Below are 24,693 nucleotides of genomic sequence, written 5' to 3' on the forward strand. Positions count from 1 at the left end.
AAATGAAATTATATAGTACAAATAATCATAATAACAGAGTCGATTTTAAACAAGCGGTTTTTCAATCTTTGCCAGAAGATAAAGGATTATATATGCCTTTGTCATTGGAAAAATTAGATAAAAATTGGATGAATTCGATTGAAAATTATTCATTTCAAGAGATTGCGAAAAAGGTTACAAATCACTTATTAAAAGATTATTTTTCTGAAGAAACGATCAATAATTTGATTGATGAGGTAATCAATTTTCCTGCGCCTTTGGTATTTTTAGAAGATGATTTAGCTGTTTTGGAATTGTTTCATGGACCCTCTTTTGCGTTCAAGGATTTTGGAGCAAGATTTATGAGTCGAGTGATGGCGCATTATTCGAAAAAAGATAATCAATTGTTAGATGTTTTGGTGGCGACTTCTGGCGATACAGGAGGCGCTGTGGCGCTCGGTTTTCTGGGAGTAGAAGGAACGAGAGTAACGATTTTATATCCAAAAGGAAAAGTGTCGCCGATACAAGAATTGCAATTAACAGCGAATGGAAAAAATATTCGTGCGATAGAAATTGATGGAACTTTTGATGATTGTCAAGCCTTGGTAAAACAAGCTTTTTTAGACAAAGATTTAATGAGAAATCTAAATTTAACCTCAGCAAATTCGATTAATATTGCTCGCTTGATTCCGCAATCTTTCTATTATTTTGAGGCTTTTGCTCAAGCAAAAAGAAAAGGTTTTGAGAAAATTTCTTTTGTTGTTCCAAGCGGAAATTTCGGGAATATTACGGCTGGTATTTTAGCTTCAAAATTAGGATTGGAAGTAGAACAATTTGTTGCAGCTACAAATGCGAACGATACTGTTCCTTCATTTTTAGAAACCGAAAATTATCAACCAAAACCTTCTGTACAAACGTTATCGAATGCAATGGATGTTGGAAATCCGAGTAATTGGGTTCGTGTGATGGAGTTTTTTGAGCAAGATGTGGAGCAATTAAAATCAAAAATGGTTTCAAAAGCTTATTCTGATGTAGAAACAACAAATGCAATTGTAGAAATTAATCAACAATATAATTATGTTGCTTGTCCGCATACGTCGATTGCGTGGTTAGCGACAAAGGAATATCAAGCGAAAAAACAAGATGAAAAAGAATTGGTGGTATTTTTATCGACGGCGCATCCGTGTAAATTTCCTGAAGTTTTTTCAAAAGAAATACGAGATAAAATTGTCTATCCAAAAGAAGTCGAAGAATTGAAATTGAAACAATCAATTAAAGTTGAAATGAACAATGATTTTGATGAGTTGAAAAATTGGTTGTTAGGAAATAAAAATGATAAATAAAATTCCTTCCTCTACTGAAAAGGTTGTAGGAAGAGAAGAAGGAAAAAAATATTATGAAAATCCTAAGGATTTAATGGCTTTTAAATATGCTAAAAATGATGATATTTTAAAAAATCCTTTTGCGGTAGTATATAGAGGTAATTTGTATTTTGGAATAAAACCCTCTAATAAACATGAATCAACAAAAATGAAAGGAAATTTTGCTATAACTTATTCTAAAAATTATTATATCAAAGTAAAATATGCAACACCACAATATTTTTATGCAGAAATGTCAGGGATTCCAGCTGGTCAGGCAATTCTTGCGGAAAGGATAGTGTTTTTAAGATGATGTAAGAAGAATAATGGTTTTAAATGAATAATTAATTATTATAATCTCAAAATCCATCTAATTATTCAGATGGATTTTTTTAATTTTATAATATCAAAAATTTATAAATAATGAGTACAAAAACATATGCAGCGTTCAATGAAACAGATCCATTAGCGCCACACACAATAGAACGTAGACATTTACACGCGAAAGATATTTTTATTGATATCGAGTATTGTGGGGTTTGTCACAGCGATATTCATACAGCGAAAGGAGATTGGGGAAAACCAAATTATCCGGTTGTTCCTGGACACGAAATCATTGGTCGAGTAAAAGAAGTTGGTTCTGAAGTGACGAAATTCAAAGTTGGCGATTTGGTTGGAGTAGGTTGTATGGTCGAATCTTGTCAACACTGTTCTTCTTGCGACGAAGGTTTGGAGCAGTATTGTGAAAATGGTTTTACAGGAACGTATAATTCTAAAAATTCAAAACATGGTGGAATCACTTATGGTGGTTATTCAGAAAATATCGTGGTAGAAGAAGATTTTGTACTTCACGTACCTGAAAATATCGATGTAAAAGCTGCTGCACCATTGTTGTGTGCAGGAATTACAACTTGGTCGCCTTTGCGTCACTGGAATGTAAAAGTAGGTGATAAAGTTGGTGTAATTGGTCTTGGAGGTTTAGGACATATGGGTGTTAAATTTGCAAAAGCAATGGGTGCACATGTCGTAATGATTACAACTTCTGAATCGAAAGGTGAAGATGCAAAGAAACTTGGAGCTGATGAGGTTTTAATTTCAAAAGATGCAACACAAATGAAAGCGCATGCAAATTCATTCGATTTTTTATTGAATACTATTCCAGTAAAGCACGATGTTAATCCATATTTACAGTTATTAAAATTAGATAAAACAATGTGTATGGTTGGAGCTATTGAGCCTTTAGATGCTGTTCACGGAGGTTTATTAATTATGAAACGTCGTAATTTAGCAGGTTCGTTAATTGGAGGAATAAAAGAAACACAAGAAATGTTAGATTTTTGTGGAGAACACAATATTGTTTCTGATGTAGAAATGATAGATATTCAAAATATTAATACAGCTTACGAACGTATGATGAAGTCTGATGTGAAATACCGTTTTGTGATTGATATCAAATCATTGAAAGAATCTTAATCTATTAGATATATAAACAAAAAAATCCGCTTATTAGCGGATTTTTTGTTTATTGAGTTTTCAAGTTTTATTTCGTTACAGAATCTTTAGTTGTTTCTGCTGTATTTACAGTTTTCGAAGAATCTATCGTAACTCCTTCTACAGAATCGGCTGCAGGAATTTCTGCTTTTTCAACACTTACTGAATCCTCATCAATAGTTATTGGTTCTCCTACTTTTGTTGGTTCTTGTTTACAAGACATTGCTGTGAAAGAAATCGCTGCGAAAGCAAATAAAGCTAATTTTTTCATTTGATTTTTTGTTTAATCTATTCTACAAATTATTTTTTCTCTGTTGTTGTAGTCGTAGTTGTTTCAACTTTTATAGGAGTTTCTTTTACAACTGCCGAATCTTTGATGACAACAGAATCTTTTCCTATAGAATCAATTTTTAATGAATCTTCGATTGTTGTAATTGTGTCATTTTTTACCTCTGTTTCAGTTTTTGTTTCTTTCGATCCAAATAAATTACAAGATGTTAAACCAAATGCAGTTCCGAATACTCCTAATACGATTACGTTTAATACTAATTTTTTCATAACTTTAATTTTTTAAATGTTTAATTGATTTTTTGTTTTTGTTGATTTTTCAATCATTTTGTTGAACCAAAGTTAAGCTGATATCAAATTTTTTCGAAGCAAAATCGTTGTAAGATGATTGTAATCCAATCATCTAATATTCAACAAATGTTTTACAATAAAAGAAATCATTTAACAACGCATTAATAAAGAAATACAACTCAACATATCAAAAAAATTATTTTATTTGTAGTTGTATTAAAAGACAATTTGTAAAATTGAAATTATTTTACAAAATACTGAAAACCAATCTTATAAATTTTATTTTTTGAGCAAATTTACAGATATAGAAATTTTCGAAATTCTAAAAAAAACGATTTCAAATCGATTTTTAGAAGAAAATTCTGCTCAATCCGAAAATATCTCCGATTGGAAGGGGCAAGAAATTACATCTTTCCAAGATGATTTATTTAATAAAACCAGATCTACCGTTAGTGAAAAATGGTTTTATACGTATTTTAAGTCAGATTTTAAGAAGCTTCCGCGTATTGATATGCTCAATCTTTTGGCGCAATATTGTGGATATAAAAATTGGGCACACTTTCTTAATGTTCAGAAAATAGAACATTTTGGTTCAAGTAAAGCTGAAGAATCGACGATTGAAGCAAGAGAAAACGAAAATTTTTCATCAGAACACATAATTTCATCAGAACCAAAAGTAGAGATTCTACAGGAAGTTAAATCATCAATAGAAAAAGAAGCAGATTCTGCAAAAGTAGAAATCATCAAAACAAAGCCTAAGCTAAAATTAATTTCGATAATAGTTGTTGCTGTTATTTTATTAAGTGGGATAGGAATGGCTGTTTATTATTCTTTTTTTAGTCAAAGAGAATATGAATTCTGTTTTGTAGATTCAGATAGACAAAGCAAAATAACCAATTCTGTTGAGGTAACAATTATTAGAGATGGTTTTACACCATTGTATTTATCCACAAAAACAGGTTGTATCAAATTTGAATCACAAAAAGATACTATCAAGATGTTTGTGAGTTCACCTTATTACAAACAAGATACTTTTAGAGTTAATTTGCATCAATATAATCAGCCAGAAAAGCTTTTATTAGAGCCTGACGATTATAAAATTATGCTGTATTATTATTCGAATTCTGCAAAAGATTTGAAACAACGAATATCTAAACTTAATCAAATGATTTCTGATGATGCTTTGATTTATCAAGTTTACGATAACGACTTTTTTGGTGTAGAAATTCTTTCGAAACAACAGTATATCAATTTGGTTACAATGCCTACAACTTCTTTAAAGAACTTCTCTTTAATTGAGTCGGAAAGCAAAAAAGGAAAAATTGTTAAATTAAAATTTAAAATCCAACAAGATGAGAACGATAAATAAAATGGTTCAGTTTAGTATAATATTACTAATGAGTGTTTGGATTATATTTTCGTGTAAAGACGATAAATATAAAGGAGATTATAACCCAGAAACAATAAAAGGTTACAAAAATGAATCGTCAACTGTAAGTAGTAAAATGGATTCTGTTGAAGCTGTAAATTTTATTGCGAAGCAAAAACTAAGAGAGCTGTATGAACTTTCAGCTTTGGCATCAACAACAAGTGATATTGAAGTTGATAGTTTACTACGTGATCAATTGTTATCATATTTTCCAAAAAAAGATACAACTGAGATTTTTTCTTTATTAAGGGATTTGCGTTCAAAAAAAGTCACCTATACATCAGTATCTAAATTTGCTATTTTACCTAAAGATTCTATCGTGCCAGATTCTATAAAGAGAATAGCTTATACAATCAATTATTTCAATTCAGATAAAAAGTTAATTGAAACAAATAATCATGTAGGTGTATTTGTTTTAAAACAAGAACCAATAAAGTTTCAGAGAGAATTCAAATTTTATTTTACTACTTTAAAGGAACAAAAAGATTCGATTCAAAACGATTCAATTCCTTCAGGAGTAATACAAAAGTCAAGTGGAAAATCGCCTAAATAAGCGTCCTCAATATGTTCGATAGGTCTAAAGAAAGTTAGACCTATTTTTTTTGAATCAGGTCTACATCTCGCTAAGAATTTATCATAATAACCACCTCCATATCCAACACGATTTCCTGTTTTATCAGCTACAAACATTGGTATAAAAATGACATCTATTGTAGAAGATTCAATTTCTACATAATTAATTGGCTCGGGAATTTGACGTGAATTTAAAACAGTTTCGAAGCCTTTTTCAACTTTACAATTTATCATATCATCGCCAACAACTAAAGGTAAAACAACTTCTTTTTGCTGTTGATATAGCCAATTTATAATTGGATAAGTATTGATTTCGTTATTTTTTTCGATAGGCAAGAAAATATGAAAAGACTTTTCAATTGAAAAACTAAATTGTTTAATGTATTGAAAAATCTTTTCACTTAATTCGTTTATCTCTACTCTTGTGAATTCTTTTCTCAGATTTCGATAGTATCTTCTAGCTTCTGTTTTTGTCATCTTTTTCCGTTTATAACGAAGTTAAGAAATAATTAGCGCTAAAAGTAAGTAGATCTTTTTTGTTTTAGCTATTATAGAAACACTAAAACGAAAATAAAACAAGCTACTGCCATAAAAAGTAATATGTTGACAGGTTTTATTTTCATTTTGCTAAATATAGACTTTTGATAAGTCTTGTGAATTCTCTTAGGTTTAGACATTATTAGTTGATTTATTTTCTAACAAGGTGCAAATTTCATGCAAAGATTGCTTCTAAAAATGAGGAAAACCGTAAATAATATCTATATGTTTGATTAATAATAAAATAAAAATCATATTAAATAGATTTTTTCATTCGCCCTTTTGCTTCATCCAACCAAGGTTGATAATTGCAATGTTTTTGTATTGCTTGATAGATTACTTGGCTGTTTGGATCTTTTGGATCAAGTTCGTAAATTAATGAATTAATAAATCCATTTTTGATTGATTGACTTTTGATGTTTTCTAATAAAGTATCTGGAGAAAATCCTTGATACAATTTTTCTTGTAAATTCGTTAAGACAATATTGCGGTAACTTTGATAAGTTCTGTAATCCTCGTCATTATCTAAATCTATTTTGTCTAATTCGGTCAGAAAATTAATAGGTAATTGCTGTGAAGCAGGATTGTAATAGGTGTACGAATCCTTGTACATGTACAACAAATTGATAAAATCGTAATTTAAATTCGTTTTTTCTGTTTTGATGAACGAAGAATTAACTTCTAATTTCTCTAAATCTTCGAAAACTTTTTGATGAAAATTTTTGATTTGATTTTTGAAATCTGGCGGAGCAAGTTTAAATAATTCGGTATGATTAGTTAAGAATTTATCCGTTTTAAAACTTTTGTCAACCAAATAATTGTTTCGATTTTTTCCTATTCCAGAGAATTTGAAATTTTTCTCCAAATGTTTTAAATCTGTATTTAGAATCAAACTATCACCTGGAATCAAATAAATTGTAAACTCCTCGCGCTCAATAGAAAGCGTTTTGTAGCCTTCGTCAACTAACTGAACTGTATCCGAAAAGTTTCCATCAAAATCTAAAGCAAAAGCCTTTTCACGATTATTCAATAATAGGTAAATGCTATCTGTTTGTGCATTAGCGATTCGTCCACTAAAGTAGACAAGCTCACCTTTTTCTTTTTTTGGTGAACAACTGTAAATTATAATTAAAATTAGTGGGAGAAATCTCCACAACGTCTTCATTTTCATTTTTCTCTCTGCCTCACAAAAGTAGAAAATTATTCTTCGTTTTGATGAATTTCGAAGTAAGAATCTATCTTAAAATTTTCGGGTTTATTTGCTGCCGCAACCGCCAATTTATCAGCTTCTTCGTTCCAATGATGTCCAGCATGACCTTTTATCCATTGAAATTTTACGCGATGAATTTTATAAACTTCTAAAAATCTTTTCCACAAATCGGCATTCTTCTTTCCTTTGAAATTCTTTTGAACCCAACCAAAAACCCAACGTTTTTCTACAGCATCGACCACATATTTAGAATCCGTCACAATAGTAATTTCCGTGTTTGTAAACTTTAGCGTTTCCAAAGCCGTAATAACCGCCAACAATTCCATTCGGTTATTCGTTGTTAATCGAAAACCTTGAGAAATTTCTTTTTTGACTTTTTTCTCGGTTTCCAACAAAATACAACCAAATCCTCCTGGACCAGGATTTCCCAACGATGAACCGTCTGTATATGCTACAATTGCCATGTTTTATGGTTTGTAATTTAACATTGTGTCAATTGTTTGACGCGCAACAAAATGATAATTTGGACGCGCATCTTTATAGATATTCTTCGCTAAATCTAATTGATTAGATTCTTTTAAAGCTAAATACAAAGGCTCTAAAAATTTACGACGACCAACATTTACCAAGAATTCTTTCGCATTTGTGTTGACTTTATCGTAATGCATTAAAAATGCTTTTTCGTACCAAGCTGTTTCAATTTCTGGATTTTTAGAATTTGTAAAATCATAAATAGCATCCAAATAAGCTAAATCTTCTTTTGTGTTTTTAGTCGTATCAATTTGACGAATAAAATGAACCCATTCATTTGTAGATTTCGTAGAAATCGCCACTTTTTTCGCAGCAACTTTATTTCGTCCGTTTGTAATATCTTGCTGTAATTGCGCTTCTGCTAAATCGAATAATTTTGAAGTAGGTTTTTTCAAATCTTTTGGCCAGCCTGTGTTATAAATCCATTCTTGAACAAAAGAATCGTCTCCATTTGTCAAATTAGTTTTCAAATATTCCACAAATTTTTCTGTCGTCATTGTTTGGAAAGCGTGCGAAGAAAAATATTGATTCAAGAATTTATCAAACTTTTCACGTCCATATTTATCTTCTAACATTTTCAAGAACAAATAACCTTTATCGTACGGAACATCAGAAAAAGCATCATCAGGATTTGCTCCCTTCATGTTCACTTTTAATGAAGTATATTTTTCTGGAATATTTTTTATCGACGTCTCTAAATCCTGAAAACCGATTACTGAAATCATATCCGCATAATCTTTTCCTTCTAATTCTTCCATGATTCTACGCTCGAAATAAACTGTAAATCCTTCGTTCACCCAGAAATCATCCCAAGTAGAATTCGTTACTAAATTTCCAGACCAAGAATGTGCCAATTCATGTGCAATCAAATTCGTCATCGAACGATCACCTACAATTGCAGTTGGCGTAGCAAACGTTAAACGCGGATTTTCCATTCCTCCAAAAGGAAACGAAGGCGGTAAAACCAAGACATCAAATTGTTCCCAAGGATATTTTCCGTACAATTTCTCGGCAGCAGTTACCATTTTTCCCATATCGGCAAATTCCCACGCAGCAGCTTTTAACAAACCAGGTTCTGCATAAATACCCGTTCTGTTGTCGATTGGTTGATATTGCACATCACCAACAGCCAAAGCAATCAAATAAGGCGCAATTGGTTGCGTCATTTTGAATGTATAAATTCCTTCCACATTTTTTTCTTTCGGATTGATTGCACTCATCAAAGGCAACAAATCTTTCGGCGTTTTTACTTTTGCATCGTACGTTAAGCGAACACTTGGCGTATCCTGAATTGGAATCCAAGAACGTGTTAAAATTGCTTGTCCTTGAGACAATAAAAACGGATGTTTTTTATCGTGTGTTTGTTGCGGATTTAACCATTGTAAAGCATTTGCATCAGGCGAAGTTTTGTAGAAAATTTTTACAATTGTATCATTTGGTGTGACATCAATGATTAAGCCTTGACCTTTGATCGAATCTTTTTCACCTAATTTGTATGTTGTTTTTTGTCCATTCGCTAATAAAACTGAATCAATTGTTAGTTTTTCGGTATCTAAAATCAATTGTTTTGCTTGATTATTTTCGAATGTATAAGCCGCAGAACCTTTAATTTGATGCGTATCGAAATCGGTTTCGATATCCAAACTAAAATGTTTGATGCGGGCTTTATCTAAATCAGCAAAAGTTTGATTGTCTTTTGCTTCAGTTTCTGTGGTAGAAGTGATTTGTTTATTGCAACTAACCGCCGTTAAAGCCGTTCCTAATGCGATATAAACTAAATTTTTCATTGTTCTAAATCTTTTAAAATCGTGTTGTAAGCTTCTTCTTTCAAAGTAACTTTATTGTTTTTTACATTCAAACCTTTCGTTTCGAAAGCCGCTAATAATCGAACTTTTATTTTTCCTGGATAACCTCTAAACCAATTAAATGGGAACATTTTATTAACTCCGTGAATCGCCAAAACAGCCAAAGGCGTTTGTGTTTCGATTGCAATGTTAAACGCTCCATCTTTGAAAGGATCCAAATAAATCTTGAATTCTTTGTCGTTTGTTACACCGCCTTCAGGAAAAATAAAAATACTCAGATTTTTGTCTAACTTTTTCTTTGCTTCGGGATAAACTAGTGCTTTACTACGTGCACTTTTTCGGTCGACAGGAATACAAATTCGTTCGAATATTCTTCCAAAGATAGGGATTTTGAGTAATTCTGCCTTACCAACAAACACGATTGGATGATGTTTAAGAATAGCCAACATCAACATAATATCCATCACCGAAGTATGATTAGCTATAAAAATATAATTTTCTTTCGGATCGAGAGGGACAAGTTTTTTGTAATCAATTCTAAATCCTGTTCCATACAAAACAAATTTTCCCCAATATCTTATAAATGGGTAGATGTAAGGAAATGTTTTATCGAAGTTTGCTAAAGGTAATACGATAAAAACACCAATTGTTAGGACATAAATTGCGGCTAATAAAATCATCCAAATGCGCCAAATAAGAACGAAAAAACCTGTGATGTATTTCATTGAGTTGGTTTATTGGAGTAAAGATATGGAGAAAATGAAAACCAAACCTATGTTCCTATTTTTTGAAAAACTTCAAAATAGCTTCATTCAATATTTTTGGCTGTTCGAAAGGAACATAATGTGTAGAATTTGGAATAATCAATAACTCCGCTTTTGAAATATTTTGTTGAATTTCTTTAGTATGACTTTCTTTTACTTCATCTTTTTCTCCAGCAATAATGAATACTGGATTTTGAATTTTATTTAGTTCAGATTTCGTAATATTTGGTTCATTTAACATCAATTCGATTAAGCGTAAATTTGTGTCTTCTGAAGGCTTATTTGCTAAATTTTTTAAATTCCCAATTAGTTCTTCGCTTACTCCATTTGGATTAAGAACCGCACCAATAGTCGCTGTTTTATTGATGAGTTGAGGATGTTGAGCATTGAAAATTAATGCTGTATTTCCGCCATCACTCCATCCAATAAGGTTAACCTTATTTAAATTAAGTTGCTGAATTACTTGAAACAAATCATTTGAAAATTTTTCATAAGTGTATGGAGTATTTGTCAAATCAGTACTTCTTCCTTGTCCGCGAGTATCAAGAACAATTACTCGATAATGCTTTGCAAAAAATGGAATTTGTTGATAAAAATCTTCTATACTTCCGTTATTTCCATGCAAAAATATCAAAGGCTCACCTTGTCCATATTCTTCATAATAGATCTTCGCATCATTTATGTCAAGATATTTTCCGGATTTATTTTTTCCGTAAATCGACCTTTTAGCTTTCTCTTTATGCTGATAGTATGAAATCAATTCTTGCGTTTTTGTATCAATTTCTTCAGACTTTTCCTCATTTATAGTTAATTTATCTTTTGAGTATAAAACTTCTAAGTTAGCGATAAAAACTCCTGAAGAAGCTTCCCAATTACCTTGACTTTGATATCTAAACAATAAGTCTTTTGCTAAAGATTTTTTAGCAGAAATACCAAAAACAAAATCTTCTTGATTATGTTTTTTAAAACTAACTAGTTGCATTGTAACAGCGATTTGGTTTACATTTTTGAATCGAAATTTATATGGTGTTAAATCAATTTTTTGCCATCCAGTTGTAGATGTTTTATAAATAATATTTTCATCTAAAAGCGATTCTGTTGGCAAACCATTTTTAACAGCGTAAATATTAACTTTTAACGTGATTTCTTCATATTTAGAACTTGGAATAATATGGAAATTAAATGTATTCAGTTTTGTATTTGGGTAAATTTCAAAAATATTTCCTTGTTCAATTGTTGGTACATTTTCATCAAACATTTTAGAAAAAGTTAGCATTGGACGAGTTTTTTGACCAATTACTTTTTCTTTCATTTTTTCAGATTTAACAATAACTTCAGTTAATGAAACTTCTTTTTCTTTTAAAATTATAACTGAGTTTTGTTGAATTTCTTCAATAGATTTAGAAACTTCTTTATAACCAGCTGCATCAAAAATTAAATGACTTTTTGCTATTTTTTCTGGGATTTCGATAGAAAAATTTCCCTTTTCATCTGTAATTGCTCCAATTTCAGAATCTTTTATTCCAATTGAACAATATGGAATTGCAAGATTATTGGTATCTTTCACACTTCCGTTCAATTTAGTTTGAGCAGAGATTATATTACAAATTGCTACAATTGATACAAAAAAATAGTTGCGCATAAATCTATAGTTTCAAATAAGACGTAACGTTTTACAAAAGGTTACAAAATATTTTGATAATTTCTTAAAAAGATATTGTTATAAACTTACATTTTGCAACCAATTTGAAATGATTAAATTTGTTAAAGAAAAGATTATCAAAAAATACTATGTCTTTGAAAACAACTAATCCGACAACAACGAAAGCTTGGAATGCACTAAAAAAACATTTTCAATCTATTCAGCATACAACCATTAAAGAATTATTTGATCAAAATTCAAACCGTTTTGAGCAATTTTCGATTCAATATCCTTCGTTGTTAGTGGATTATTCGAAGAATAGGATTAATACTGAAACAATTCAACTTTTAGTGGATTTAGCAAAAGAAATGGAAGTTGATCAGTCAATTCAGAGAATGTTTGAAGGTGATATTATTAACGTTACTGAAAATAGAGCCGTTTTACATACAGCTTTACGCAATCGCTCTGATGAAGAAGTTTTGGTTAACGGAAATGATGTAATGCCTCAAATTAATGAGGTATTAGAACAAATGAAATCTTTTTCAAATAAAGTAATTTCGGGTGAATGGAAAGGTTTTACAGGAAAAGAGATCACTGATGTTGTGAACATTGGAATTGGTGGTTCTGATCTTGGCCCTATGATGGTAACTGAAGCATTAAAACATTATAAAACACGTTTAAATATTCATTTTGTTTCAAATATTGATGGAACACATTTAGTGGAGACTCTTAAAGATGTTAATCCAGAAACAACATTGTTTATTGTTGCTTCTAAGACATTTACAACACAGGAAACAATGACAAATGCTTTTTCAGCAAAAGAATGGTTTTTAAATTCTGATGCGCAAGAAAGTGATGTTGCGAAACATTTTGTAGCGGTATCAACAAGTAATGAAGAAGTAACGAAATTTGGAATTGATATTGCGAATATGTTTCAATTTTGGGATTGGGTAGGAGGTCGTTATTCACTTTGGAGTGCGATAGGTTTAAGTATTGTTTTGGGAATCGGGTTCGATAATTTTGAAGAATTACTAGAAGGAGCTCATGAAATGGATATTCATTTTAGGACTGAAACATTAGATCAAAATATTCCAGTTGTTTTGGCTTTATTAGGAATCTGGTATAACAATTTTTTTGAAGCAGATTCCATTGCTTTATTGCCTTATGAACAGTATTTATCTCGATTTGCTGCTTATTTTCAACAAGGAGATATGGAAAGTAATGGGAAATCAATTGATCGTAATGGAAAAAAAGTAGATTATGAAACAGGTCCTATTATTTGGGGAGAACCAGGGACAAACGGGCAACATGCTTTTTATCAATTGATTCATCAAGGAACTAAATTAATTCCAGCTGATTTTATAGCAGGGGCTAATTCATTGAATATTATAGGAGATCATCATGCAAAGCTATTATCAAATTTCTTCGCGCAAACAGAAGCTTTAGCTTTCGGAAAAGATAAACAAACTGTTATTGCTGAATTAGAAAAAGCTGGAAAAACGAAAGAGGAAATTGATTTGTTAACTCCTTTTAAAGTATTTGAAGGAAATCGACCTACAAATTCGATTTTATATGAAGTGTTAAAACCTAGAGTTTTAGGGAATTTAATTGCTATGTATGAACATAAAATATTTGTTCAAGGTATAATCTGGAATATTTTTTCTTTTGATCAATGGGGAGTTGAGCTAGGAAAACAATTAGCAAATGTTATTTTACCTGAATTATCAAATGATGAACAAATAACTTCTCATGATTCATCTACAAATGGATTAATAAATGCTTACAAATATTGGAAAAAGTAAACACAATTATATATAAAAGGTCGAGAATATTCTCGACCTTTTATATATAATTCTTATTCTAAAAATTAAATTATTTGATTTAACTCATCTTTCAAACTATTTTCCCAAGTCGGAATATCAAGTTGATACACTTCTTTTATTTTCGATTTATCCAATAAACTGTACGCAGGACGTTTCGCTTTTGTAGGATAAGCTGATGTTGAAACAGGAATAATTTCTGTACTTGCGCCTGATAATTCTTTAATTTTCTGAGCAAATTCAAACCATGAACATTCTCCTTCATTTGAATAATTAAAAATCCCATATTTCAATTCGTCTTTTGAAATAATATCTAGAATTGCTTTTGCTAAATCTAAAGCATTAGTTGGAGAACCTATTTGATCTGAAACAACAGAAATTGATTCTTTTTCTTTAAATAATTTTAGCATCGTTTTAAGAAAGTTATTGCCAAACCTTGAAAATACCCAAGCCGTACGAATAATAATTGTTTTAGGATTATTTTGTAATGCCAATTCTTCTCCTTGTAATTTTGTTTGTCCATATACTCCAATAGGATTTGTTAAGTCGGTTTCTAAGCGTGGTTTTGCTTCTGTTCCATCAAATACATAATCGGTCGAAATATGGATGAATGGAATACTTTTTTGATTGGTAACTTTAGCTAATAATTCAGTAGATTTAGCATTGATTAAATAAGCATTATTGTAATCGTCTTCTGCTTTGTCTACAGCTGTATAAGCTGCACAGTTTATAATAAAATCAAATAGTTTATCTTCAAAATATTGATTAACCAAATTTTCATTTGTGATATCTAACTCATTTCTAGTAGCAAAAAAACATTCAATCTCATTGTATTTTTTAGATTGTTCTAAAATTGATTGTCCCAATTGACCATTTGCGCCAGTAATTAAAATTTTTTTCATAATATAAAAAAAGCCACTAAAATAGTGGCTTGAAGATATTAATAATCCTAAAAATTATAATCCTAATTCTTTTTTAACATCGTTTAATAAGTCATATCCTCCAGATTTGTAAACTAATACACCAGCAGGTAAAACATATTTAACACCTTTTTTTGCAGCAGCAGCGTTAATTGCATCCATAACTCTTTTCTCGATTGGATCCATTAAAGCTTTTTCTTTTGCTTGCATTTCTTCTTGAGCTGCTTTAGCTACTGTTTCGTAAGCTTTTTGCATTTCTTGCTCTTTCTCTTGGTATTTATTAGCCGCAATTAATTTTTGTTGCTCTTCAGGAGATTTACCAGCTAAATCTTTTTGGGCAGTTTCCATAAAAGTTTTATAGTCTCCTTGTAATTTTGCAATTTTCTCTTGATGTTTTTTACCTAAAGCTTCTAAATCTGCTTCAGCTTTTTTATAAGCTGGCATAGCTTCAATTACCGCTTGCGTATCAATATGTGCAATTTCTTGAGCGAAAGATAAAACGCTTCCGAAAACCATCATTGTAAATACTGCTATCAATCTAATTTGTTTCATTTCTAGTCTAATTTGTTTTAAAATTTATTTTATTGTTTTATTACTTGTGTTTTTATTTTTTTGCTTTTGGTTTAGAATTTGAATTATTATTTGGCTTCAAATCTGGCCTCAAAGTATGTAAAACTTCTCTACTTATGTCAAATTTTGGGTCCGTATAAATCATAATCAAATCGCTTCCTTTGTCAAAAACAAAACCATATCCACGTTTATCTGCAACTTCTTTAGTAGCATTATATATTTGATCTTGCAAAGGTTTTACCATTGATCGTCTCAAATTTACTAAATCTCCATTTGGACCATATCTTTTATCTTGTAAAACTCTTATAGCATTTACTTCATCCGCAAGTTTTTTTTCTTGTTCTTTAACTTGTTCAGCTGTTAATAAAATCTTTTCGGCTTCAAATTCGGCTTGTAATTTAGCTAAATTTTCTTGTTTTTGTTCTATTTCTTTTTGCCAAGATTCTGTTTGAGATTTTAATTTGTTTTGAGATGATGTGTATTCTGGTAAACTCTCTAAAATATATTGAGAGTCAACATAACAAAATCTCTGTGCTAATGCAAAATTTGCTAATCCAAGGAACAATGCTATAAAGCTAATCCATTTTTTCATATTCTGAGTGTATTAATTCTAAAACTATGCCAAAACGTTCTATACAAATTTACATAATTTATTAGAATTGTTGACCAATAATAAAGTGTGTTTGCCATCCAGAGCGTTCTGTTTGCCCAAAGCCTTTATCAAATCCATATCCGAAATCGAATCCTAATAAACCAAATGCTGGCATGTAAATACGTACTCCTGCTCCTGCAGAACGTTTTAATTCAAACGGTTTAAATTCACTTGTATTGTTCCAAACATTACCTCCTTCTGCAAAAGTTAAGGCATAGATTTTTGCAGTTTGGCTCATTGTAATTGGGTAACGTAACTCTAATGAATATTTATTATAAATCGTTCCTCCTCCTTCTGGAGTAATGTCTCCCGTGTTTCCTCCATAAGTTGAAGCGTCTTCGTATCCTCTTAATGAAATAATTTCACGTCCATCCATACGATTTTGCGCTAAACCTGTTCCTCCAACATAAAAACGTTCAAACGGGATAGTTCCTATTTTTCGGTTATATGTTCCTAAAACTCCAAATTCTCCTCCAGCTTTTAAAACTAATTTTCCTGTTAATTCTTTATAGAAATATGCTTTTGCTTTGAATTTATAATATTCTAACCATTTAAATTTTTCAGTTTCACTCATTTTTGTGTAATCTTTATTTTGAAATACAGAATAAGGTACTGTTGTTGTGAAAGATAAACTAATTTCTGATCCAGATTGAGGGAAAATAGGATCTGGACCTGCTGAGTTACGAGTTAAGCCTAATGTATAATTTAAGTTATTAGATTTACCTGTATCATTATTCTCATCATAACTAGCGATGTTTAATCTATAATTATTAAAGTCATATAATTGATAAGAAATTGAGTTTGATAATCTAAAGTAATCATCAGGCCAAGTTAATAATTTAGTTAAACCAATTGTTGCACCTAAAATATTTAACTCATATCTTTTACTATATTGATCTCTACCTGTATATTGAGAGTAGTAGAATGAAGTAGATAAAGCTGTAGGGCGTTTACCTCCAATCCAAGGTTCTACAAATGAGAAACTGTAGTTTTTGTATCCATTACCTGCTTGTGCTCTTAACGATAATTGTTGTCCATCTCCCATTGGAATTGGCTTCCAAGCTTTTCTATTAAAAATATTTTTTAATGAAAAGTTTCCAAATGTTAATCCTAAAGTACCAATAAAAGTACCTGCACCATATCCTCCTTGTAATTCTACTTGAGAAGAAGATTTTGGTGCTACTTTCCATTCTACATCAACTGTATTGTTATCCTGATTTGGTTGAATATCTGGAACAATTTGTGTTGGCTCTAAGTATCCCAAAGAAGCTAACTCCATCATTGTACGTTTGATATCAGTTTTAGAAAATAAATCCCCTGGTTTTGTTCTTAATTCTCGGTACAAAATATGGTCATGTGCTTCTGTATTACCATTAATAATTACTTTGTTAAGTGTAGCTTGTGTACCTTCAAAAACTTTTATTTCAAGATCTATTGTATCATTTTTTACACTTTTTTCTACTGGAATAGCACGAGCAAATAAATACCCTCTATCCATATATAAAGTAGAAATATCATCATCTTTTTCTGAACCAGAAATCTTTTTATTGATACCTACAGCATCATAACGATCACCTGTTTTGTATCCGAAAATTCGTTGTAATTGTTCAGAAGTATAAATAGAGTTACCTGAAAACGTTACATCTCCTAAGAAATATGGTTTTCCTTCGTTAACTTTAATTTTAACTAATAAGTTTTTATCATCAACTTTTTCGATATTATATGACTCTACTTTGGCATCTCTAAATCCTACAGACTTATACTCATCAACCAATGTTTTTAAATCTTCCTGAAATTTTTCAGGAATCATTTTAGATGATTTAAAGATATTGATAGATTTCTGTTTGGTATTTTTCATCCCTTTTTTACGTAGACGAGCAGCAGTTAAGTTTTCATTTCCTTCGAAAACGATTTTCTTAATTTTTACGCGTTCTCCACGATTTACATTTAATGTAATGTTTTCCTCGTCTTCTTTACTAACAATTGGTTTACGTTCTACATTAATTGTTGTGTTAGGATACCCCTTACCTGTATAATAATCTTTGATTTTATTATTTGTCGTATTGATTAAACTTTGCGTAATCTTAACTCCAGGATTTAATTTATTTTGCTTAATTAAATCTTCTCGTTGAGATTTCTTAACTCCGTTAATCTTTATTTCTCCTAAACTTGGAACTGAAACTAAGGCAAGCTCTAAAGTTACCTGATCACCTTCTATTTTATCTACATACAAATCAATGTCAGAAAAAATATTAGATCTCCATAATTTTTTTACAGCATTATTTACCTTCGTACCTGGTAATTCTATCTCTTCGCCAATAGCAAAACCTGCATAACGTATAATTTGATTCTTAGAATATTTTGTATCTCCTGTTACAATAATATCTTTCAATTTGAAAGTTTTTGCATTGGTATAATCTAAGACAAAATTATCTTGTTGCGTTGAATCAATGGTTTTCGTAGAATCTACGACTTGTGCTTGTGCCATGTAAGCACCAAGCATACACATTGTCCAAAAAATTTTCTTCATAATCCTCTATTTCAGTTCGATTAGTTCGTTAGTTGCTCGCTTATTTTACCAAATCTACGTTCACGATTTTGGTAATTTAAAATTGCTTTATAAAATTCCTCCTCATTAAAATCAGGCCACAAAACCTCTGTAAAATATAATTCTGCATAGGCAATTTGCCATAATAAGAAATTACTAATACGAGTTTCGCCACTTGTTCTAATCATAAGATCTACCATTGGTAAATCGTGTGTATATAAGTTTTGATGAACTAATTCTTCATTAAAATCATTGTCGGATATTTCACCGTCTTTGTATTTTTTTGCAATAGATTTGATAGCATGTAAAAGCTCTTCTTTAGAACCATAGCTTAGTGCTAATGTCAAAACACAATCAGTATTGTCTTTTGTTTTTTCCATTGCTTTTGTCAAATCGTTATATGCTTTTTTGGGTAATTTTGATAAATCTCCAATAACATTTAATCGAATTCCATTTTTGTGTAATTCATTTATCTCATCCTTAATTGCAGAACTTAATAAAGTCATTAAAACATTGACTTCTAATTTTGGACGATTCCAATTTTCAGTAGAAAATGCGTAAAGTGTAAGATTTTTTATACCTAATTTTCGACAAGTTTCTATAGAAGATCTTACAGCTCCCAAAGAACTTTTATGTCCAAAAGTTCTTTCTTTACCACTCTTCTTTGCCCATCTACCATTACCATCCATAATAATAGCAACGTGATTAGGTATATTGTTTTTATCTATTTGTTCTACTAAACTAATTTCCATTTTTTTTAATCACAATAACATGCAGGTCGACCAAAACTATATGTTAAAGATATTCCTGTTAATACATACCAATCTTTATTAGACATATTTCCAAATTGGCGTTTATCAAATTCGTCTTTAGGTAAAGTTCCATCTAATATTGCTTCATTAAATCGATTAGTAAACTTACCTGTGTTATAATCTAAGTAATCAACATTCGCATAGCGAATTCCTGTCTCGAAAGATAATATCCAACTATAATTAAATCTAACCTTATATCCAACTCCGAAAGGAATTGCTAAATCTGTATTATATTTTGTTTTTTCAATAACTTTTCCATTTGGAAAACCAGTTGAAACAGTTGAATCGTAATCATATTCTCGACCTTTAGCTGAGAAAGCACCTATACCAAAAAAAATATATGGAGATTGAGCTGTTTCTTGATCATCATTAATATTAAAGAAATTATACTCAAACATTATAGAACCTTCAACAATATTGTTCTTGAAACTTTTATTTCGATCAATTTTATATTGCTCTTTTGCTACATGATCTCCAGCTCCTACTTTAGAATAAGAAATGTTTGCTCTAAAACCCATTTGTGGATTTATGTTGAAGCGATATAAACCTCCTATAGAAATAGGAAAATATAAACTTCCTCCTTTTTCTACTTTTGTTGGAAATGGATTGATGTAACTTGCTTTACCAATATCTCCAATCACATTTGCACCACCAGCAAAAATTCCAAGTTCGTGCCTTTGCGCAAAAATAATTTGCGACAAACATAATGTAAAAAAGAACAAAAATAATCTCCTCATATGTGTGTTATTTTTCTGGCTTTTGCTTTTTCTTTTTATTCTAAATTCGAACAAATATAAACAAAAGTCAATTCAACGTAACTGATTTAACAAAAATTAAGAAGTTTTATTGTAAATTTTAATTTCTTTTATCTGATCCCCAAAGCATTTTTTCTCTCAAAGTTGTAAAATAAGTCGCATCACTAGCTTCAACAATTAAGATTTTGAAATCCGCTTTTTGTATGGTTAATTCTACGTCAGTTGTTAAAGGAAAGTTACGTGAATCCAATGAAAGGAAATATTCATTAGCACGACTGCGTATTTTTAAGTCTATTTTTTCATTTTCTGATACTACTAATGGGCGTACATTTAGATTATGAGGCGCAACTGGTGTTATAACAAAATTTAAGTTAGAGGGATGGACAATTGGTCCTCCACAACTTAATGAATATCCAGTTGAACCTGTTGGGGTTGAAATAATCAGACCATCAGACCAAAAAGAATTTAGAAATTCATTATTTAAATAAGCATCAACCGTAATCATACTAGTTGTTTCGCGACGCACAACAGTTACCTCGTTAATCGCAAAGTTATTTTCAATTTCTACACCATCACTTCTTTTAACCGTTAATAAAGTTCGTGGAATAATGTTGTAATCATTATTGAAAAAACTATCCATTTGCTCCAACAATACACTTTTATTAATTGTTGCTAAGAAGCCTAAACGTCCAGTGTTTACTCCAATAATTGGAATATTAGAGTCTTTAACAATTGTTGTTGCAGATAATATTGTTCCGTCTCCTCCAAAACTGAATAAAAATTTTACAGATTTATCTAAATCATCATAAGAAGTATACGTTTCTACAGTCTTAGCATCAAAATCAGTTGTTTCTTTTAAGATTTGAAGAAAATTTTGTTCAACACAAAAAGCAATTTCATTTTGAACTAAATAATTTATAAATGGTGGAATAATATCCGTTAAAGACGTACTTGTTTTTTGTCCAAAAAGTGCAACTTTTATCATTAGGTATTCATGTATTTTAACAATTGTGCATAACGACTTTGCAGAAGTTCTTGTTTTTCGTCGTTATAAAATTTTTGAATCACTTGATATCCATAACGTTCGAATGTTTCACCAATTGCTAACAAGTTCGATGAACTAAATTTAAGCAAAACATAAACACTATCCTCTTTATTTCCAACAATCATCATTCCCAATACTTTTCCATTATTCACTTCGATAATATTAGAAATTGCTGTCATTGATAAATCTTTTTCCGCAATCGAAACTAACATAGAAACACCTTGTGCAGCTACAAAAGGGAAATTTGCAAGCGTGTTAATTATATTCGTTTCTGTAATAAAACCAACATATCGCGATTGCTCATTAATAATTGGTAAGATATTCGCCTGATTCGTGTACATCATGTGAATTGCATCTAAAAGCGTACTCGATTCAGAAAGATAAAAACTTTCTAAATACGAGGTGTAATCTACTTTTTCATTATCAATTGATAATTCAATCAAATCTTCTTCCGAGATATTTCCAACAAAATCCAATCCTTTAAACAAAGGTAAATGCGTCAATTTATTCTCTTGTACAACTTCTAAAAGCTGGCTTGGAGAAGAATTAACTTTCCCTGGTTTAATCTCGTTCGATAGATATTCGGTGATATACATGGCACAAATTTATATATTTTAATACATTAATTCTCTATTTTTAATCCTAATTCGATTAAAATCATTGATTATTAATTGAAATTTAATCAATTTATTTTAAAATAATTAGTCAAAATATATTCCAAAAGTAACTTAGTAAACAAAAAATAATATGGTTTACAATTTATTAAAACAAACTCTTATTCAAACTCAAAAAATAATGGCTTAAATTTTGTAGCTTTGCAATACCAATTTTAGCATTGAATGAAGAACCCATTATTTTATGCCAAAATCTTACTTTTTGGCGAATATGGAATTATTGAGAACTCGAAAGGATTAACGATTCCTTATAATTTTTATCAAGGTGCATTAAAATTTGAACCTTCTGAAATTGCAGAAGAATCAAATGCTCACTTAAAAAATTATGCAAAATTCTTGGAAGAAAATTTTGCTGATACTTTTGATACAAAATCTTTTTCGGAAGATGTTGCGAACGGAATGTATTTCGATTCTAACATTCCTCAAGGATATGGTGTAGGTAGTTCTGGCGCTTTGGTTGCAGCTATTTATGACAAATATGCTTTGAATAAAATAGATATCAATCAAAATCTAAACAAAGAAAAAATCAGCGAATTAAAAGCACTTTTTGGAAATTTAGAATCTCATTTTCATGGAAAAAGTTCTGGAATTGATCCTTTAATTTGCTACATGAATATTCCTTTGTTAATTCAATCTAAAGATGATATCTCGACAATTGGTTTACCTTCTGCAAATACTGACGGAAAGGGAGCTGTTTTCTTAATCAATTCTGGTACACCAGGTGAAACGGCGCCAATGATTCATATTTTCTTCGAAAAAATGAAAAAAGAAGGTTTCCGTAAAACATTGAAAGAGGAGTTTATTAAATACAACAATGCATGTATCGAAAACTTTGTGAAAGGTGAGTACAATCCTCTTTTTGCAAATCTTCAAAAATTATCGGCTTGGGGTTATGAGCATTTCAGACCTATGATTCCTCAAAAATTGGTGAATGCATGGAAAACTGGAATTGATACAGATACTTATTACCTAAAACTTTGTGGTTCTGGTGGAGGCGGTTATGTTCTTGGTTTTACACAAGATTATGACAAAGCGAAAAGCTACCTAAAAGACTTTCAGACCGAAGTTATTTACAAATTCTAAAAAATAATTTATAAAAATATAATCAATGAACGTTCAGAAAATAATCTTAAAAGTTTTTGCTTTATTTTCTGTTGTTCGTGGCTATAATTTAATTGTGCTTATTTTGGCACAATATCTTGCTGCGCTTTTTATTTTTGCACCAGAAGTTGGTCATCGTCAATTGTTGACAAATCCAAAATTGGACGGGCTTATTCTTTGTTCGATACTTTGTGTGGCCGCGGGATATATCATCAATAATTTTTACGATTTAGAAAAAGACGAACTCAAACGTCCTTTACAAGTTTATCTTCAGAAACAAGTTTCGCAAGGTTTCAAACTAACCGTTTACATTGTTCTAAATGCTTTAGCATTGATTATTTCAGCTTTAATTTCGTGGAAAGTTTTCATTTTCTTTTTGGTTTATCAATTTTTGGTTTGGTTTTATAGTCACAAAATCAATCGATTTGCATTGATCAAAAACTTTTACTTGGTTATTATTCGTGTGATGCCATTTTTCGCCTTATTGGTTTATTTTGACCATTTCACGTTCAATTTGGCTTTACATGCTACTTTCTTGACCATTTTATTATTGATTACTGATATTGTAAAAGATTTGAGTTCTCAGAAAGCAGATTTGATTTATAATTATGATTCAATTCCAATTAAATATGGAATCGATTTTACAAAAGTTTTGATTTCATGTTTAATTATTACAGAATTAATTATTGGAATTATTATCATTATGAAAAATGATGTTGGCGCAATGAAATACTTTTTTATTGCTGCGAATATCACTTTCACAGTGATTTTATTTATAATTTGGAGAATAAAATCGACACAAGCATATAAGATTTTACATTATTTTTTTAAGGGAATGATTGTTGCAGGTGTATTTAGTATCGTATTAATCGAAATAAATCCCTTAACTTTGCAAACTATTGCGCAAAATTTTAATCAGCGCATAAATTAATCAAATTCAGATGAATAACAGACGAAATCAATCCAACGACAGAAATTCCCAAGGCGGGAACAATCGTGGAAAAGGTGGAGCAAGAGGAAATTCTTCTTCTAAACCATCTTTAGGGAAAGGAAAACCAACTTTTGGTGGAAAACCATCAGAAGAGGGAAAGAAAAGTTTTGGACCAAAGAAACCGTTTAACAAACCAGGTGAAAAACCATTTGTTAAAAGACTGAAAAAAGCACCAGTTGATGACGGGACTATTCGTTTAAATAAATATGTAGCGAATGCAGGGATTGCATCCAGAAGAGAGGCCGACGAGTTGATCAAAACTGGAATCGTTACAGTGAATGGTCAAGTAATTACTGAAATGGGTTATAAAGTACAACCCGATGATGAAGTGCGTTTCGATGGTCGTAAAATCTCTTCAGAGAAAAATGTATATTTTGTGTTGAATAAGCCAAAAGGTTTCATATCAACATCAAATGATGAAAAAGGACGTAAAACAGTGATGGACTTAATGTCTACAGCAACTACAGCGAGAATTTTCCCAGTAGGACGCTTGGACAGACAGACAACAGGAGTTTTATTGTTTACAAACGATGGTTATTTAACTAAGAAATTAACGCATCCAAGTCATGATATCAAAAAAATATATCATGTAACTTTAGATAAAAAATTAACAGCAAATGATTTGGCTGACATCAAAAAAGGTGTTCGTTTAATTCCTGAAGGAATTGCAGTTGTTGACGAAATTTCTTTTATCGAAGGTAGACCGAAAAATGAAGTTGGTGTAGAATTACACATTGGTTGGAACCGCGTTGTACGTCGTATTTTCGAAACAAAAGGATACGAAGTAGAAGCTTTAGACCGCGTTTCTTTTGCAGGACTTACAAAGAAAACTTTACAAAGAGGTGATTTTAGAAGATTAACAGAATTAGAAGTTAACTTCTTGAAAATGTTATAATACCTCAGT

Annotated in this window: 25 protein-coding genes; 9 read left to right on the forward strand and 16 right to left on the reverse strand. The window is 30.6% G+C overall.

Annotated features, from left to right (window positions below):
* The first annotated feature begins 2 nt into the window (after window positions 1-2).
* The 3 genes from thrC (at window position 3) to E4J94_RS04440 (ending at window position 2,813) form a co-directional block, all read left to right on the forward strand.
* On the forward strand, window positions 3-1,322 hold the full coding sequence (gene thrC / locus E4J94_RS04430) for a threonine synthase (protein ID WP_135834664.1): 1,320 nt from the start codon (window positions 3-5) through the stop codon (window positions 1,320-1,322).
* Window positions 1,312-1,653 (forward strand): hypothetical protein, encoded by a 342-nt coding sequence (locus E4J94_RS04435; protein ID WP_135834665.1) that lies wholly within the window; start codon window positions 1,312-1,314, stop codon window positions 1,651-1,653. Before thrC ends, E4J94_RS04435 begins: the two co-directional genes overlap by 11 nt.
* Before the next feature lie 110 nt (window positions 1,654-1,763).
* The gene (locus tag E4J94_RS04440) at window positions 1,764-2,813 is read left to right on the forward strand and encodes an NAD(P)-dependent alcohol dehydrogenase (protein WP_135834666.1); all 1,050 of its coding nucleotides are present in this window, start codon (window positions 1,764-1,766) and stop codon (window positions 2,811-2,813) included.
* A gap of 67 nt (window positions 2,814-2,880) precedes the next feature.
* Here E4J94_RS04440 and E4J94_RS04445 read toward each other — a convergent pair whose 3' ends face one another.
* Window positions 2,881-3,102, reverse strand: coding sequence for a hypothetical protein (locus tag E4J94_RS04445; RefSeq protein WP_135834667.1), 222 nt, complete (start codon window positions 3,100-3,102; stop codon window positions 2,881-2,883).
* A gap of 29 nt (window positions 3,103-3,131) precedes the next feature.
* The gene (locus E4J94_RS04450) at window positions 3,132-3,389 is read right to left on the reverse strand and encodes a hypothetical protein (RefSeq protein ID WP_135834668.1); all 258 of its coding nucleotides are present in this window, start codon (window positions 3,387-3,389) and stop codon (window positions 3,132-3,134) included.
* A gap of 307 nt (window positions 3,390-3,696) precedes the next feature.
* Between E4J94_RS04450 and E4J94_RS04455 the strand changes: the two genes are divergently transcribed.
* On the forward strand, window positions 3,697-4,779 hold the full coding sequence (locus E4J94_RS04455; protein WP_135834669.1) for a flagellar basal body-associated FliL family protein: 1,083 nt from the start codon (window positions 3,697-3,699) through the stop codon (window positions 4,777-4,779).
* A complete protein-coding gene (locus E4J94_RS04460) occupies window positions 4,763-5,392 on the forward strand; it encodes a hypothetical protein (protein ID WP_135834670.1) in 630 nt (209 codons plus the stop codon). Before E4J94_RS04455 ends, E4J94_RS04460 begins: the two co-directional genes overlap by 17 nt.
* On the opposite strand, the gene E4J94_RS04465 is transcribed toward E4J94_RS04460, so the two are convergent.
* From E4J94_RS04465 to E4J94_RS04490, 6 genes are all read right to left on the reverse strand, one after another.
* Window positions 5,332-5,889, reverse strand: coding sequence for a 5-formyltetrahydrofolate cyclo-ligase (locus E4J94_RS04465; RefSeq protein ID WP_135834671.1), 558 nt, complete (start codon window positions 5,887-5,889; stop codon window positions 5,332-5,334). The genes E4J94_RS04460 and E4J94_RS04465 overlap by 61 nt on opposite strands.
* Window positions 5,890-6,205: 316 nt before the next feature.
* The gene (locus E4J94_RS04470) at window positions 6,206-7,120 is read right to left on the reverse strand and encodes a hypothetical protein (RefSeq protein WP_135834672.1); all 915 of its coding nucleotides are present in this window, start codon (window positions 7,118-7,120) and stop codon (window positions 6,206-6,208) included.
* 29 nt (window positions 7,121-7,149) lie between these two features.
* On the reverse strand, window positions 7,150-7,623 hold the full coding sequence (gene rnhA / locus E4J94_RS04475) for a ribonuclease HI (protein ID WP_038336544.1): 474 nt from the start codon (window positions 7,621-7,623) through the stop codon (window positions 7,150-7,152).
* A 3-nt stretch (window positions 7,624-7,626) separates the two neighbouring features.
* Window positions 7,627-9,477, reverse strand: coding sequence for a M1 family metallopeptidase (locus tag E4J94_RS04480; protein ID WP_135834673.1), 1,851 nt, complete (start codon window positions 9,475-9,477; stop codon window positions 7,627-7,629).
* Window positions 9,474-10,220: a lysophospholipid acyltransferase family protein gene (locus tag E4J94_RS04485; protein ID WP_246034255.1), complete on the reverse strand. Its 747-nt coding sequence runs from the start codon at window positions 10,218-10,220 to the stop codon at window positions 9,474-9,476. The genes E4J94_RS04480 and E4J94_RS04485 overlap by 4 nt, the downstream gene beginning before the upstream one ends.
* Before the next feature lie 55 nt (window positions 10,221-10,275).
* A complete protein-coding gene (locus E4J94_RS04490; RefSeq protein ID WP_135834674.1) occupies window positions 10,276-11,901 on the reverse strand; it encodes an alpha/beta fold hydrolase in 1,626 nt (541 codons plus the stop codon).
* A gap of 149 nt (window positions 11,902-12,050) precedes the next feature.
* Here E4J94_RS04490 and pgi point away from each other — a divergent pair, with 149 nt between their 5' ends.
* The gene (pgi, locus tag E4J94_RS04495; RefSeq protein WP_135834675.1) at window positions 12,051-13,703 is read left to right on the forward strand and encodes a glucose-6-phosphate isomerase; all 1,653 of its coding nucleotides are present in this window, start codon (window positions 12,051-12,053) and stop codon (window positions 13,701-13,703) included.
* A gap of 65 nt (window positions 13,704-13,768) precedes the next feature.
* On the opposite strand, the gene rfbD is transcribed toward pgi, so the two are convergent.
* The 8 genes from rfbD to E4J94_RS04535 form a co-directional block, all read right to left on the reverse strand.
* Window positions 13,769-14,623: a dTDP-4-dehydrorhamnose reductase gene (gene rfbD / locus E4J94_RS04500; RefSeq protein WP_135834676.1), complete on the reverse strand. Its 855-nt coding sequence runs from the start codon at window positions 14,621-14,623 to the stop codon at window positions 13,769-13,771.
* Window positions 14,624-14,677: 54 nt separating this feature from the next.
* Window positions 14,678-15,193, reverse strand: a complete 516-nt coding sequence (locus tag E4J94_RS04505; RefSeq protein ID WP_135834677.1) for an OmpH family outer membrane protein — start codon at window positions 15,191-15,193, stop codon at window positions 14,678-14,680.
* A gap of 52 nt (window positions 15,194-15,245) precedes the next feature.
* Entirely contained in the window at window positions 15,246-15,803 is a 558-nt protein-coding gene (locus tag E4J94_RS04510; RefSeq protein WP_135834678.1) for an OmpH family outer membrane protein, read from the reverse strand.
* Window positions 15,804-15,864: 61 nt separating this feature from the next.
* Window positions 15,865-18,393 carry an outer membrane protein assembly factor BamA gene (bamA, locus tag E4J94_RS04515; protein WP_246034256.1) on the reverse strand — a complete coding sequence of 843 codons (2,529 nt, stop codon included), beginning with the start codon at window positions 18,391-18,393 and terminating at the stop codon, window positions 15,865-15,867.
* A 20-nt stretch (window positions 18,394-18,413) separates the two neighbouring features.
* The gene (locus E4J94_RS04520) at window positions 18,414-19,157 is read right to left on the reverse strand and encodes an isoprenyl transferase (protein ID WP_135834929.1); all 744 of its coding nucleotides are present in this window, start codon (window positions 19,155-19,157) and stop codon (window positions 18,414-18,416) included.
* 11 nt (window positions 19,158-19,168) lie between these two features.
* A complete protein-coding gene (gene porG / locus E4J94_RS04525) occupies window positions 19,169-19,960 on the reverse strand; it encodes a type IX secretion system protein PorG (protein WP_135834679.1) in 792 nt (263 codons plus the stop codon).
* A gap of 118 nt (window positions 19,961-20,078) precedes the next feature.
* Window positions 20,079-20,963, reverse strand: coding sequence for an NAD kinase (locus tag E4J94_RS04530; RefSeq protein ID WP_135834680.1), 885 nt, complete (start codon window positions 20,961-20,963; stop codon window positions 20,079-20,081).
* The gene (locus tag E4J94_RS04535; RefSeq protein ID WP_135834681.1) at window positions 20,963-21,619 is read right to left on the reverse strand and encodes a CBS domain-containing protein; all 657 of its coding nucleotides are present in this window, start codon (window positions 21,617-21,619) and stop codon (window positions 20,963-20,965) included. Before E4J94_RS04535 ends, E4J94_RS04530 begins: the two co-directional genes overlap by 1 nt.
* Before the next feature lie 243 nt (window positions 21,620-21,862).
* On the opposite strand from E4J94_RS04535, the gene E4J94_RS04540 reads away from it, so the two are divergent.
* The 3 genes from E4J94_RS04540 to E4J94_RS04550 are packed head-to-tail and all read left to right on the forward strand — an operon-like array spanning window position 21,863 to window position 24,684.
* Window positions 21,863-22,780, forward strand: coding sequence for a mevalonate kinase family protein (locus E4J94_RS04540; protein ID WP_135834682.1), 918 nt, complete (start codon window positions 21,863-21,865; stop codon window positions 22,778-22,780).
* Between the two features lie 25 nt (window positions 22,781-22,805).
* On the forward strand, window positions 22,806-23,729 hold the full coding sequence (locus tag E4J94_RS04545) for a geranylgeranylglycerol-phosphate geranylgeranyltransferase (protein ID WP_135834683.1): 924 nt from the start codon (window positions 22,806-22,808) through the stop codon (window positions 23,727-23,729).
* Window positions 23,730-23,739: 10 nt separating this feature from the next.
* Window positions 23,740-24,684: a pseudouridine synthase gene (locus tag E4J94_RS04550; RefSeq protein ID WP_135834684.1), complete on the forward strand. Its 945-nt coding sequence runs from the start codon at window positions 23,740-23,742 to the stop codon at window positions 24,682-24,684.
* Window positions 24,685-24,693 lie beyond the last annotated feature (9 nt).

It is taken from the genome of Empedobacter tilapiae (assembly GCF_004785645.1).
GTDB classification, from domain to species: domain Bacteria; phylum Bacteroidota; class Bacteroidia; order Flavobacteriales; family Weeksellaceae; genus Empedobacter; species Empedobacter tilapiae.

Excerpts from the sequence above, each read along its gene's own strand:
- E4J94_RS04550 (WP_135834684.1), top strand. The coding sequence starts at position 23,740 with ATGAATAACAGACGAAATCAATCCAACGACAGAAATTCCCAAGGCGGG.
- E4J94_RS04510 (WP_135834678.1), bottom strand. The coding sequence starts at position 15,803 with ATGAAAAAATGGATTAGCTTTATAGCATTGTTCCTTGGATTAGCAAAT.
- E4J94_RS04450 (WP_135834668.1), bottom strand. The coding sequence starts at position 3,389 with ATGAAAAAATTAGTATTAAACGTAATCGTATTAGGAGTATTCGGAACT.
- E4J94_RS04535 (WP_135834681.1), bottom strand. The coding sequence starts at position 21,619 with ATGTATATCACCGAATATCTATCGAACGAGATTAAACCAGGGAAAGTT.
- E4J94_RS04460 (WP_135834670.1), top strand. The coding sequence starts at position 4,763 with ATGAGAACGATAAATAAAATGGTTCAGTTTAGTATAATATTACTAATG.
- E4J94_RS04545 (WP_135834683.1), top strand. The coding sequence starts at position 22,806 with ATGAACGTTCAGAAAATAATCTTAAAAGTTTTTGCTTTATTTTCTGTT.
- rnhA (WP_038336544.1), bottom strand. The coding sequence starts at position 7,623 with ATGGCAATTGTAGCATATACAGACGGTTCATCGTTGGGAAATCCTGGT.
- E4J94_RS04530 (WP_135834680.1), bottom strand. The coding sequence starts at position 20,963 with ATGATAAAAGTTGCACTTTTTGGACAAAAAACAAGTACGTCTTTAACG.
- E4J94_RS04540 (WP_135834682.1), top strand. The coding sequence starts at position 21,863 with ATGAAGAACCCATTATTTTATGCCAAAATCTTACTTTTTGGCGAATAT.
- E4J94_RS04445 (WP_135834667.1), bottom strand. The coding sequence starts at position 3,102 with ATGAAAAAATTAGCTTTATTTGCTTTCGCAGCGATTTCTTTCACAGCA.
- E4J94_RS04470 (WP_135834672.1), bottom strand. The coding sequence starts at position 7,120 with ATGAAAATGAAGACGTTGTGGAGATTTCTCCCACTAATTTTAATTATA.
- E4J94_RS04440 (WP_135834666.1), top strand. The coding sequence starts at position 1,764 with ATGAGTACAAAAACATATGCAGCGTTCAATGAAACAGATCCATTAGCG.
- E4J94_RS04490 (WP_135834674.1), bottom strand. The coding sequence starts at position 11,901 with ATGCGCAACTATTTTTTTGTATCAATTGTAGCAATTTGTAATATAATC.
- rfbD (WP_135834676.1), bottom strand. The coding sequence starts at position 14,623 with ATGAAAAAAATTTTAATTACTGGCGCAAATGGTCAATTGGGACAATCA.
- E4J94_RS04485 (WP_246034255.1), bottom strand. The coding sequence starts at position 10,220 with ATGAAATACATCACAGGTTTTTTCGTTCTTATTTGGCGCATTTGGATG.
- pgi (WP_135834675.1), top strand. The coding sequence starts at position 12,051 with ATGTCTTTGAAAACAACTAATCCGACAACAACGAAAGCTTGGAATGCA.
- E4J94_RS04505 (WP_135834677.1), bottom strand. The coding sequence starts at position 15,193 with ATGAAACAAATTAGATTGATAGCAGTATTTACAATGATGGTTTTCGGA.
- thrC (WP_135834664.1), top strand. The coding sequence starts at position 3 with ATGAAATTATATAGTACAAATAATCATAATAACAGAGTCGATTTTAAA.
- E4J94_RS04465 (WP_135834671.1), bottom strand. The coding sequence starts at position 5,889 with ATGACAAAAACAGAAGCTAGAAGATACTATCGAAATCTGAGAAAAGAA.
- bamA (WP_246034256.1), bottom strand. The coding sequence starts at position 18,393 with ATGAAGAAAATTTTTTGGACAATGTGTATGCTTGGTGCTTACATGGCA.
- porG (WP_135834679.1), bottom strand. The coding sequence starts at position 19,960 with ATGAGGAGATTATTTTTGTTCTTTTTTACATTATGTTTGTCGCAAATT.
- E4J94_RS04435 (WP_135834665.1), top strand. The coding sequence starts at position 1,312 with ATGATAAATAAAATTCCTTCCTCTACTGAAAAGGTTGTAGGAAGAGAA.
- E4J94_RS04480 (WP_135834673.1), bottom strand. The coding sequence starts at position 9,477 with ATGAAAAATTTAGTTTATATCGCATTAGGAACGGCTTTAACGGCGGTT.